This window comes from Bacillus alveayuensis (assembly GCA_030812955.1).
Classification (GTDB): Bacteria; Bacillota; Bacilli; order Bacillales; family Aeribacillaceae; genus Bacillus_CB; species Bacillus_CB alveayuensis.
In genome coordinates this window covers 721,820-734,480 of sequence record JAUSTR010000001.1, presented here as the reverse complement: position 1 = coordinate 734,480, position 12,661 = coordinate 721,820, and the positions used below count along the sequence as shown (strand labels likewise).

Here is a 12,661-nt window from a genome sequence, read left to right as displayed (position 1 = left end):
CCTCAATGAATATAATGATTTTCTTTCAAATAGCGGTAAATTTCTTCAACACTTTCCTCAACAGAAAGGGCTTCAGTATCTACTACAATTTCTGGGTTTAAAGGCTCTTCATATGGCGAATCAATCCCAGTAAATTGCTTAATTTCTCCTTTCCTAGCTTTTTTATATAATCCTTTTGGATCACGCTTTTCACAAGACTTGAGTGAGCATTTGACATACACTTCAATAAACTCATTCTCTTCTAGTAAATTTCGCACAACTTCTCGATCTTTGCGAAATGGTGAAATAAATGCTGTCAACACAACTTGACCGCTGTCGACAAAAAGCTTTGCTACCTCGCCAATTCGGCGAATATTTTCATTGCGATCTTCTTCGGAAAAGCCTAAGTCCTTATTTAAACCGTGACGTACGTTATCACCGTCTAACACATAGGAATGAATATTTTCATCGAAAAGCTTTCTTGCTAACGCATTGGCGATTGTTGATTTGCCAGACCCTGAAAGGCCTGTAAGCCAAATGACAAAGCTATGATAGCCGTTTTTTTGACGGCGTTCAAATTTCGTAATGGACGTTTCATGCCATGTGATATTGTTGGACAAAATTCCTTCACTCCCCTTAATTTCTTATGCTCATTCCTTCTACAAGTACTTCTACAACCTCTGGGCGACTAAAGGTTTTCGGTAATGGCTCTCCATTTCTTAACATTGTTCGTACTTTCGTGCCAGATAATATGAGACGGTCTTCCGCACTATGCGGACATGTTTTTAAGGAAGCCATGCCATCACATTTATAGCAGTAAAAGCTATGCTCAAAAAACATCGGCGTAATTCCAATCTCCTCTTTTGAAAATTGCAAGAAAATCTTTTGAGCATCATAAGTACCATAATAGTTCCCAACGCCTGCATGATCGCGTCCAACAATAAAATGCGTGCACCCATAATTTTTTCGTACAATTGCATGAAAAATGGCTTCTCTTGGACCCGCATAACGCATTGCTGCTGGGAAGACGCCTAATAAAACGCGTTCCTTTGGATAATAATTGTCAAGAAGGACACGGTAGCTTTTCATGCGAATATCTGCTGGAATATCATCTTTTTTTGTATCTCCGACTAGCGGCTGTAAAAATAGCCCATCTACCGTTTCTAAAGCGGTTTTTTGTATATATTCATGTGCGCGATGAACAGGATTTCTCGTTTGAAATCCGACAACTGTATTCCAGCCTAGCTTCGTAAATTGTTCTCTTGATTCAGCCGGTTCATATGTCTCATTTGGAAAAGTTTTTTCAAGCTTTTTCGTTAAAACGATTTCCCCGCCTACATAAATAGGTGGGCGTTCAAATAGTTTTTGAACTCCCGGATGCTCCAAATCCGTTGTTTGATAGACAAGCTCTGCTTCTTTATGCTTATCTGGATGGTAAATGGATTGAATGGTGATCGTTCCGTAAACGACACCTTTAAATGTTAGCTTCGCTTTGTCGCCAATGTCTAACTGGGAGGCAATCGATTCTTGCACTGGTAATGTAATCGGGATACTCCATACCGTGCCATTTGCAAGTCTCATATTTTCCACAACATGATGATAGTCGTGTTCATTTAAGAATCCAGTTAACGGACTATAAGCACCAATCCCAATTAACTCTAAATCACGCAGCGCCATGGAATCGAGCTCAATTGTATGTTGGATAGTAGTTACATCCATTTTTGGATGAAAACGATTTATCAAAGTCCCTCCATGTGGCAAAATTGTCATTGTTCATTCCTCCTTAATTTTATTTGTTTACTCTGTTTTAAGATCGAATTTGTTAAATTAAGAAAAACAATCGTCGTGATAAATACAATGACCACCATGAAAAAAGAATACCAATTCGAAAAAACAATCGCTTGGATCAAGGAATAAGAAATAATTAAGGAAACGAGAGGAGATACCACCCAAATTTTGATCAATCTTTGCACGACCTCTTTTTGAAACACTCGTTTTCCTTCCTGAACAAAGCCAATTCCTAATATGGAAGATGTTGTAATTTGCGTCATCGGAATCGGGATGCCGAATAAAGAGGCTAAAATGACTAACGAAGCACCAGTTGCCGAAATAGTCAATCCTTCAATTTTTGTAAATTTTGTAATTCGTTTTCCGTTTGTTTCTACCACTTTTCTTCCTAACATCATGGCACCTAGTGCTACAAATAAGCCGCCAAGCAACTTTCCTTCCATTTCACTTAACATTCCTGCCCCAACTAGTGGTCCAACAGCATTGGCAATATTATTCATACCTGCTGAAAATGCTTCAAAAAAACCTGTTATAATAAGGAGAATCGTGAAAATTTTTGAGAATTTTTTCATTTTATGAACAAAAAAATATTGGGTGATTTTTTGGATGGTGACTGTAATGATAAAAGCAATCACCGGCACGATAATCCATAATGCGACAATCCAAAGCAATTGATGAAAATAAACAGATTGGTAAGCAATTCCAACACCAATCACAGAACCAACTGTCACTTCACTTGTTGATAAAGGAATCCCTAATATATTGGCAAAAAATAACGAAAGTGTCGCTGACGCTAAAATGATGATGACAATTTGAACCGTTAAAAGCTGTTGATCAATTAATCCGGATCCGATTGTTTTAATAACCTCGCCACCACCAATAACGGCTCCAAGAAATATTCCAACTGAACACAATATGAGTGCAACATGCATTTTTTTGATGGCGCCTGAACCATACGCTACTCCCATCGTAGCAGCTGCTCCGCTAGCCCCAATATTAATGGCAAAGATGCAGCTGACGAAAAATGCCATCCATTCCATCGTTATGTTCCTTTCGTATCAACATGTAACCCACATTCCAATTTATTCGTACCAGCCCATCTGCCAGCGCGTAAATCTTCTTCATTAAAGACCGGATCAGTACAAGGTTCACAACCAATGCTTGGATATCCTTTATCATGCAGCTCATTATAAGCTAAATTATACTTATGAGCATATCTCCAAATTTCTTTCCATGTCCAATGAATAAGTGGACAAATTTTTATTTTTTGAAATTTTTGATCTTGATTAATATATTGTACATGCTGTCTAGATGGTGATTGTTCTCTACGTAATCCCGATATCCAAGCTTTCACATCTTTCAGCGTTTCTTGCAATGGTACAACCTTTCTTAAATGGCAGCATAGATTAGGATTTGTTTCCCATAATTTTGCCCCATATTTTTCTTCTTGCTGCTTAAGCGTAAGAGAAGGCTTTTTTAATTGTATGTTTAAGAGCGGATAACGTTTTTGGACTTTTTCAATCACATCATATGTTTCTTTAAAATGTAATTCCGTATCAAGAAACACAATTTTCGCCATTGGATTCACTTTGTCAATTAAGTCAATTAGGACAATTCCCTCTATTCCGAAGCTGCATGCATACACAATTTCATCATCTTTATAATTAGAATAAGCCCACTTCAGTACTTCTAAGGCTCCTTTTGTTTCAGAATTCTCGTCAAATGTTAATATCGGCGTCTGCCAATTTTCGAAGGTTATCACCTAAATCCCCCTCTTTCAAAATATATCCATCTATTGAAAAATAGCCTCCTTTGCTTAAAACGAAAAAGCAGTTTTAACCTTATGGATGTCCACAAAGCTAAAACCGCCTCTAGTTTATCTAGTCAGCGAGTCTTTTGTCCTAAACTAGTCTCACTTTTTCATTTTTTTCAAGTTGAATCACTTTACTATTTTGAACAACTAGGGTAATAGATCCAAATTTCAGTTCCTTTAACATGTCTTTAACATGTTCAAAAACGACTTCCAATTCTTCCTGTCGGTTCAAATGACTTCCCCCTTATAACAAAAACCATTAATTCATAGCGGTAAAGTAGGATTAATGCGTATAAAATTTTTCATTCAAGGCGATTACTTTATAATATTGCTATTGATTTCAAATTTTATCATAAAATTCACAAATGTCAACCCGAGTTTTTTGATAGGAATTATTATTTTTGACACCTGAACTTATTCGCTTTACGAAACTTTGATTACAAATGAGAAAAGGAGCTTTTGCTGCCCCTTTTTCTTAACTATTCATCCATGCATCGCTTTCAGGATTTTCTCGCCATGATGCAAGCTTCCTGGCATCATCTTCTGAAATAAACTTTTCTGCGATCGCCAGTTCGACAAGTGTTTCGTAGTTGCATAACGAATAGACTGGCAATTGTTTTTGTTGAAAATGCTCATCTGCTATTTTTAATTGGTATGTAAAAATGGATACAACCCCTAATACTTCACACCCTGCTTCCCGTAAAGCATCTACAACATGAATAGCACTTAGACCTGTTGAAATTAAATCTTCAATAACGACGACTTTTTGTCCTTTTTCAACTTTTCCTTCAATTTGATTCCCTTTTCCATGCTCTTTCCGTTTGCTTCTCACATAGCACATCGGCAAACCGAGTTCTTCAGCAACTAGAGCTGCATGCGGAATTCCTGCCGTGGCGGTACCTGCAATCATATTTACAGCTGAAAAATTTGTTTCGATAAGTTTAGAAAGCCCTTTATAAATTTTTTTTCGAATATCTGGATATGATAATGTCATTCGATTATCACAATAAATAGGTGATTTTATGCCACTAGACCATGTAAAAGGTTTGTTTGGTTTTAGCATCACCGCTCCGATCGACAGTAAGTCTTTCGCTATCGTTTTATGCATTGATTTCACACTCCCAGTCTTTTTTTACTCTCATATAAGCTTCCACAGGATCATCTGCTTTCGTAATACTTCTTCCCACAACAATCCCTGTCGCTCCTTTTTCCCTTGCTAAGCGTGGGGTAGCGACTCTCACTTGGTCATGATGAGGATCATCTTGCATACGTATACCAGGTGTGATCGTCATAAATGATTCTCCGCAAGCTTCACGTATGCTTTCAACTTCATTAGGAGAACAAACTACGCCATCTAATCCACTTTCTTTTGCTAACTTTGCATAGTGTAATACGGTTTTTAAAAGTGGGGTTTCAATGAGAATTTCCTCTTTCAGCATACGTTCTGAAGTACTCGTTAATTGGGTAACCGCAATGATGTTCGGGCGCTTCCTACCTGAAGATGTCCCCATATCTAATCCTTCTAAAGCCGCTTCCATCATGTTGATACCACCTGCAGCATGAACATTGACTAAATCAATCTCCAAACGTGCAAGTGTTCTCATCGCTTGCTTCACTGTATTTGGTATATCGTGAAGCTTTAAATCTAAAAAAATTCGATGTCCTTCTTCCTTTAAGTACGAAATAATGGATGGACCTTCCCCAAAAAAAAGCTCCATCCCCACCTTTACATATAGAGGCTCTTGAAATGGACACAAAAATGTTTGAACTTTTTCTTTACTTTCAAAATCAAGTGCCACAATGAGAGGTCGTTCCACGATAATTCCAGCTCCTTCCAATACATTCCGTTACATGTTGATAGCCTAATTGTACTAACCTTTCTGGTAATGCTTCGATTATTTCAGGACAAATATAAGGGTTGACGAAGTTTGCTGTCCCGATTGCAACAGCCGAAGCACCAGCGAGCAAAAATTCAATGACATCATCGACTGACATAATTCCACCCATTCCAATAATTGGAATGCTCACAGCTTGACTCACTTGAAATACCATACGGATGGCGATTGGCTTAATAGCAGGACCTGATAATCCTCCTGTTTGATTCGCTATAATGGGCTTGCCTGTTTTTAGGTCTAATCTCATTCCTAAAAGGGTATTAATCAATGTTATTCCATCTGCTCCTGCTTGTTCAACCGCTTTTGCCATTTCCACGATATCCGTCACATTCGGTGATAATTTCACATAAACAGGAACTTTTGAAACGCGTTTCACTTGTTTTGTTAAATGACTCGCAACGTCTGGGTCAGTCCCAAAAGTGATGCCTCCTTTTTTGACATTAGGACATGATATATTTAATTCTAGAGCCTTTACATTTTTGGCTTCACTTATTTTTTCCGCTACAACAACATAGTCCTCTACGGATGTTCCAGCAATATTGGCGATGATCGGAACATCAAATTGTTCAAGCCATGGTAATTCTTCGGTCATCACTTGATCTAATCCAGGATTTTGAAGTCCAATGGCGTTTAACATTCCAGATGGCGTTTCCGCAACTCTAGGTGTAGGGTTTCCAAATCGCGGCTCGGCCGTAGTCGCTTTAATCATAATCGCCCCTAATTGCGACAAATCATATAACCTACTAAATTCTCTACCAAATCCAAAGCAGCCTGACGCTGGCATAATGGGATTTTTTAAATGTAACCCAGGAAGTTTGATTTCTAACATGAATAGACCACCTCTCCGGCACGAAATACCGGTCCGTCTGTACAAATCTTTTTATACGCTAGACCTGTTTCGTCTTCTTTTACAGGACATACACATGCAAAACAAGCGCCGATTCCACATCCCATTCTCTCCTCTAAAGAGATGTAAACATTTTTGTCTGGAAACATTTTTTCAATAGCCGCAAGCATCGGGGTTGGTCCACAACTGTACAATGTGTCAAATTTGAACTGCTCTTCTCTAATGACATCTGTTACAAATCCCTTGATGCCATAGGATCCATCTGCCGTTGTAATAAAAGTTTTTCCTAATTGTTCAAACTCTTGCTCATAAAAGACAACATCTTTTGATTGAAATCCCAACACATGTGTGACGAATACCCCTTTTCGGACAAGCTGTTTGGACAATTCATATAAAGGGGGAACTCCAATTCCCCCACCGACAATTAACGCTTTATTTCCACGATTCATTTCCTCAATAGAAAATCCATTTCCAAGAGGACCTAAAACATCAAGCGTATCCCCTGCTTTTTTCGTAGATAAACGCTTTGTTCCAACACCTTCTGCACGATAAATAAGCTTCATTTTTCGGTCTTCTTTTTGAAATTCGGCAATACTGATCGGTCTTCTTAGCAATACATCGAAACGATCGTCCACTTTTATATGAACAAATTGACCTGGCTTTTCAATTAGATGCACTAAGTCTCCTTCAAGCTCCATCTCGAATATATTGAATGCGAGCTTTTCGTGACGACAAATTTTCATTAGCTCTTTTTTCATTGCACTCCCACCCCATGGTGCTTTTGATGCTTCGGCATCGCTTCTGTCGTAAACGTCATCGCTTCTAATACACGTAAAATAGCCTTTGCGGTATCGAGCGACGTTAAACAAGGAATGCCATTTTCTACGGATTCTCGGCGTATTCTAAACCCGTCACGTTGCGGTTGTTTTCCTTTCGTCAAAGTATTGATTACAAATTGGGCTTCCCCATTTCGAATAACATCTAATATTGTATCTCCCTCTGTACCAATTTTTTTAACGACCTTCGCATAAACACCATGTTCTTTCAAGTAATTTGCCGTACCTTCTGTCGCCAGTAATTGATAGCCGATTTCGTAAAAGCGTTTCGCGATTTCTAATCCTTCTTGTTTATCCTTATCAGCAATGGTTAATAAAATCGAGCCATGCTGTTTAATGTTCATCCCAGCAGCCACTAAACCTTTATAAAGTGCTTTTTCTAACGTATAATCTTTCCCCATCACTTCACCTGTTGATTTCATTTCAGGTCCTAGTGTGATATCTACGCGTCGTAGCTTCGCAAATGAAAAGACAGGAACCTTCACAAAAACTTCATTTTTTTCATTAAATAATCCCGTTTCATACCCTAACCTATTTAATGTTTGTCCAAGAATCACTTTTGTTGCTACATTCGCCATCGGGATCCCGGTAATTTTGCTTAAAAATGGAACTGTTCGGCTTGATCTAGGATTGACTTCTAATACATATGGTTTTTGATTTGCAATTACAAATTGAATATTTAGAAGTCCAATGATATTTAATCCTCTTGCTAAACGAATCGTATAATCGACAAGCTTTCGCTTGATTTCTTCCGACAAAGTTTGTGGCGGATAGACAGCAATAGAGTCACCAGAATGAACACCAGCTCTTTCAATATGCTCCATAATGCCTGGAATCACAACCGTTTCGCCATCGGAAATCGCATCGACTTCCACTTCCACTCCCGTTAAATATTGATCAATTAAAACGGGATGCTGTGGATTGATTTTCACGGCATGATCCATGTAGTGAAGAAGCTCTTCTTTTCGATAAACAATTTCCATCGCTCGTCCACCAAGTACGTACGAAGGTCGAACTAATACAGGATAGCCAATTTGCTCAGCAATTTGTACCGCTTCTTCCACTGATGTTGCCGTTTTCCCAACTGGCTGTGGAATATTTAATTCCGTTAAGGCTTGTTCAAACTTATCCCGGTCCTCAGCACGGTCTAAATCTTCTAAACTAGTACCTAATATTTTCACACCTCGCGCTTCTAGCTCACTTGCTAAATTAATTGCTGTTTGCCCACCAAACTGAACAACAACTCCTAAAGGCTTTTCTAGGTCGACAATGTGCATCACATCTTCAACTGTAAGTGGCTCAAAGTATAACTTATCGGAAATACTAAAATCTGTTGATACTGTTTCAGGGTTATTATTGATGATAATAGCTTCGTATCCGGCTTCACGGATCGCCCAAACGGAATGTACCGTTGCGTAGTCAAATTCAATTCCTTGACCAATTCGAATTGGACCAGAACCTAATACGATTACACTTTTGCGGTCTGTTACGATCGATTCATTTTCCTGTTCATAAGTCCCATAAAAGTAAGGTGTTTCTGATTCAAATTCCGCCGCGCATGTGTCGACCATTTTATATACTGGAGTAATGCCGTTTTCTTTTCTAAATTGATACACTTCTCTCTCTGATACACCCCATTTTGATGCAATAAAGTGATCGGAAAAGCCCATTTCTTTCGCCTTTTGTAACACATTTACATCAAAGCGATGTTCATTAATCACTTGCTCAAAGTTTACGATATTTTGGAGTTTGCTTAAAAAGATCCGATCAATCGCACTCCATTCATGAATATTTTCGATGGAAATGCCTCTACGCATTGCTTCAGCAATATAAAATAGTCGTTCATCTCCTGCTTTTTGAATTCGTTTCTCGATGATTTCGTCTGAAATTTGTTCGTAATCTTTTAACGTAAGATGATAAACACCCGCTTCTAAGGAACGAACCGCTTTTAATATCGATTCTTCAAAGGTGCGTCCGATCGCCATCACTTCTCCAGTTGCCTTCATTTGCGTCCCTAAGTGGCGGTTGGCTGATTCAAATTTATCAAACGGCCAGCGCGGAATTTTCGTGACAACATAATCAAGGGCCGGCTCAAAGCAAGCATATGTTTTACCGGTTACAGGATTCATCATTTCATCAAGTGTTAATCCGACCGCAATTTTTGCGGCAAGCTTTGCAATTGGATAACCTGTTGCCTTTGATGCTAATGCAGAAGAACGGCTTACACGTGGATTTACTTCAATCACATAGTATTGAAAGCTGTTTGGATCTAGGGCAAGCTGTACGTTACAGCCTCCTTCAATTTCAAGCGCACGGATAATTTTTAAGGATACATTACGAAGCAATTGATATTCACGATCCGATAATGTTTGACTAGGAGCCACAACAATGGAATCACCTGTATGAATCCCAACTGGGTCAATATTTTCCATATTACAGACAACGATGGCATTGTCCTTTGAATCACGCATTACTTCATACTCGATTTCTTTAAAGCCGGCAATGCTCTTCTCAAGTAGACATTGATTGACAGGACTTAGTTTTAATCCATTTGTAACAATCTCTATTAGCTCCTCTTCATTTGTGCAAATTCCTCCCCCTGTTCCACCTAACGTATAAGCAGGACGAACGATGACAGGGTAGCCAACTTTTTTGACAAAATCTTTTGCTTCATTAAGCTCATGAACGATTTCACTTTCAGGGACTGGCTCATTCAATTCTTTCATAAGGGAACGGAACAAGTCGCGATCCTCTGCCTTTTGGATGGCGGAAAGATTTGTTCCTAATATTTCAACACCGCATTCCTGCAATACCCCACGCTCATGTAATTCTACGGCCAAGTTTAACCCAGTTTGTCCCCCAAGTGTTGGTAAGATCGCATCAGGACGCTCTTTCCGAATAATGCTTATGACAAAATCAGCTGTTAATGGCTCAATATAAACTTTATCGGCCATTTCCGTATCTGTCATAATCGTAGCTGGATTTGAGTTGACTAAAATCACTTCATATCCTTCTTCTTTTAATGCCATACATGCTTGTGTTCCTGAGTAGTCGAATTCTGCCGCTTGGCCGATAATAATAGGGCCAGATCCAATGACTAATATTTTTTGGATATCTACACGTTTAGGCATGGTTCATCCCCTGCTTTCTCTTTATATTCATCCATCAAGGCTATAAATTGGTCAAATAGTGAATTAGCATCTTCAGGACCAGGTGATGCTTCAGGATGATATTGTACAGTGAATGCTGGAAAATATTTATGCTTTAGTCCTTCTACCGTTCCGTCGTTCAGTGCAACATGTGTTACTTCCAAATCTGTATGGACTAATGAATCAATTTTTACTGTGTAGCTATGATTTTGAGATGTAATGGAAACTTTGTTCGTTGCCAACTCCTTCACAGGATGATTTGAGCCGCGATGACCAAATTTCATTTTTTCTGTTTCCGCTCCATTAGCAAGTGCAAACAATTGGTGGCCTAAGCAAATGCCGAAGATTGGTATTTTTCCTATGATTTGTTTAATCATTTCAATCGCGCAAGGTACATCTTTCGGATCCCCGGGGCCGTTGCTCAGCATAACACCATCAGGTTTTAATAATAAAATTTCTTCTGCAGAGGTGTTATACGGAACAACGACAACGTCACAATCACGTTTATTTAATTCTCTTAAAATACCATGCTTCATACCGAAATCGATGAGAACGACTCGATTGCCTCTTCCAGGAGATGGATAAGGTTTTTTCGTTGAAACTTTTGCCACTTGATCTCGCGGAAGTTCCGTATTTTTTAAGTATTCAGCCATTTGATGGGGATCTTGATCAATCGAACAAATGGCACCTTTTAATGTTCCGTACTGGCGAATCATTTTCGTTAAGCTTCTCGTATCCACTCCGCTAATGCATGGAATTTTTTTCGCTTTTAAAAATTCATCAAACGTCATTTCACAGCGAAAATTGGACGGATATGGACAGGCCTCTTTTACGATAATTCCATGTATTGAAGGATGGATAGATTCGAAATCATCGCGATTGACGCCATAATTTCCAATAAGCGGATAGGTAAAGATAACAATTTGTCCGCAATAGGATGGGTCAGAAAGTGTTTCTTGGTATCCAGTCATTCCTGTTGTAAAAACGACTTCCCCAACAATATCTTGTTCACTTCCAAATCCTTCTCCAATCCAATAAGTCCCATTTTCTAATACTAATTGCCGTTTCATGATTGTCCCTCTCCCTTTTTCCATACAATTTGGCCGCCTGCTATTGTTAGAACAGGCCATCCTTTACATTTCCATCCTGAAAATGGTGTATTTTTTCCTTTTGAAACAAATGTTTCCGGATTGATTTCTTCTTCGTGATGTAAATCAATGACTGTTAGATCCGCTATAGCCCCTTCTTTTAACTGACCTAGATTTAGTTTAAATATTTTTGAAGGTTTAATGGTTAACCATTCAATAAGTTGTTTTAATGAACAAACATTTTTTTCGACAAAATTTGTATAAAGTAAAGGAAAGGCTGTTTCTAAACCAACGATTCCAAACGGAGCAAGTTCTATGCCTTTACTCTTCTCTTCCGCTGTATGTGGAGCGTGATCAGTTGCAATAAAGTCGATTGTACCGTCAAGCAAACCTTCGATAAGAGCGTCCCGATCTTCTTTACTTCGTAGAGGTGGATTCATTTTGTAATTTGAATCAATGGCCTTCATATCTTCATCACAGAGCAATAAGTGATGTGGAGATACTTCACATGTCACATTGATTCCGGCACGCTTTGCATCCCTTACGACACGGACAGATTCTTTCGTACTAATATGACAAACATGATAATGGCAGCCGCTAGCTTCAGCTAACAAAACGTCACGGGCAATATGGACAGACTCTGAAACAGAAGGTATTCCTTTTAACCTGTTCTTTTTTGCAAACTCTCCATCATGAACATAGCCGCTATATACTAACGAGTTATCCTCACAATGAGCGACGATGGAATATCCATTTTTTGCTGCAAGCTTCATCGCTTCATACATCATGCCAGCCGATTGGACTCCAACTCCATCATCTGTAAACGCAAACGCCCCAGCCTTTTTCAAGCCCTCAAAATCTGTTAATTCCTTCCCTTTTTGGCCAATTGTAATTGAAGCATATGGCAGCACACGAACATTGGCTGTCTCATTAATTCTCTTTTGAAGATTTTCCATCCGTTCAACAGAATCAGGGACTGGCATTGTATTTGGCATTGCAGCAACTGTTGTAAAGCCTCCTTTTGCCGCTGCCAACGTTCCCGTTGCGATCGTTTCCTTATGTTCTCCTCCAGGCTCTCGTAAATGAACATGCAAATCAATAAAGCCTGCTGAAACAAATTTACCTTGAATATCGAATTGTTCAGCTTCTTCATCAATCTTTTCGGCAATTTGAATAATTTTTCCTTCGTCTATTTTCATATCCACTTGTTTTAAATTTCCTTCTTCTGTTAATATGTTTGCGTTTTTAAGTATGATGGCCATTTTT

Annotated in this window: 12 protein-coding genes; all 12 read right to left on the bottom strand. The window is 38.8% G+C overall.

The features are described 5' to 3' along the window. Positions 1-2 precede the first annotated feature (2 nt). Complete coding sequence (gene cysC / locus J2S06_RS03720; RefSeq protein ID WP_044895535.1) at positions 3-599, bottom strand: adenylyl-sulfate kinase; 597 nt, start codon at positions 597-599, stop codon at positions 3-5. Between the two features lie 16 nt (positions 600-615). Continuing rightward, positions 616-1,749, bottom strand: coding sequence for a sulfate adenylyltransferase (gene sat / locus J2S06_RS03715; RefSeq protein WP_044895534.1), 1,134 nt, complete (start codon positions 1,747-1,749; stop codon positions 616-618). After that, positions 1,746-2,807: an inorganic phosphate transporter gene (locus tag J2S06_RS03710; RefSeq protein WP_044895533.1), complete on the bottom strand. Its 1,062-nt coding sequence runs from the start codon at positions 2,805-2,807 to the stop codon at positions 1,746-1,748. The genes sat and J2S06_RS03710 overlap by 4 nt, the downstream gene beginning before the upstream one ends. 2 nt (positions 2,808-2,809) lie before the next feature. Further along, positions 2,810-3,529 carry a phosphoadenylyl-sulfate reductase gene (locus tag J2S06_RS03705; protein ID WP_044895532.1) on the bottom strand — a complete coding sequence of 240 codons (720 nt, stop codon included), beginning with the start codon at positions 3,527-3,529 and terminating at the stop codon, positions 2,810-2,812. Positions 3,530-3,668: 139 nt separating this feature from the next. Continuing rightward, positions 3,669-3,812 (bottom strand): YezD family protein, encoded by a 144-nt coding sequence (locus J2S06_RS03700; RefSeq protein ID WP_083979358.1) that lies wholly within the window; start codon positions 3,810-3,812, stop codon positions 3,669-3,671. Between the two features lie 243 nt (positions 3,813-4,055). Further along, positions 4,056-4,688 carry an orotate phosphoribosyltransferase gene (gene pyrE, locus J2S06_RS03695; protein WP_044895531.1) on the bottom strand — a complete coding sequence of 211 codons (633 nt, stop codon included), beginning with the start codon at positions 4,686-4,688 and terminating at the stop codon, positions 4,056-4,058. Continuing rightward, positions 4,681-5,397 (bottom strand): orotidine-5'-phosphate decarboxylase, encoded by a 717-nt coding sequence (pyrF, locus tag J2S06_RS03690; protein ID WP_419151318.1) that lies wholly within the window; start codon positions 5,395-5,397, stop codon positions 4,681-4,683. The genes pyrE and pyrF overlap by 8 nt, the downstream gene beginning before the upstream one ends. Further along, on the bottom strand, positions 5,369-6,304 hold the full coding sequence (locus tag J2S06_RS03685; RefSeq protein WP_044895529.1) for a dihydroorotate dehydrogenase: 936 nt from the start codon (positions 6,302-6,304) through the stop codon (positions 5,369-5,371). The genes pyrF and J2S06_RS03685 overlap by 29 nt, the downstream gene beginning before the upstream one ends. Then, complete coding sequence (locus tag J2S06_RS03680) at positions 6,298-7,080, bottom strand: dihydroorotate dehydrogenase electron transfer subunit (protein WP_044895528.1); 783 nt, start codon at positions 7,078-7,080, stop codon at positions 6,298-6,300. The genes J2S06_RS03685 and J2S06_RS03680 overlap by 7 nt, the downstream gene beginning before the upstream one ends. Further along, on the bottom strand, positions 7,077-10,289 hold the full coding sequence (gene carB, locus J2S06_RS03675) for a carbamoyl-phosphate synthase large subunit (RefSeq protein WP_419151317.1): 3,213 nt from the start codon (positions 10,287-10,289) through the stop codon (positions 7,077-7,079). Before carB ends, J2S06_RS03680 begins: the two co-directional genes overlap by 4 nt. Next, the gene (locus J2S06_RS03670; protein WP_419151316.1) at positions 10,274-11,377 is read right to left on the bottom strand and encodes a carbamoyl phosphate synthase small subunit; all 1,104 of its coding nucleotides are present in this window, start codon (positions 11,375-11,377) and stop codon (positions 10,274-10,276) included. The genes carB and J2S06_RS03670 overlap by 16 nt, the downstream gene beginning before the upstream one ends. Further along, entirely contained in the window at positions 11,374-12,657 is a 1,284-nt protein-coding gene (locus tag J2S06_RS03665; RefSeq protein ID WP_419151315.1) for a dihydroorotase, read from the bottom strand. Before J2S06_RS03665 ends, J2S06_RS03670 begins: the two co-directional genes overlap by 4 nt. Between the last annotated feature and the right edge of the window lie 4 nt (positions 12,658-12,661).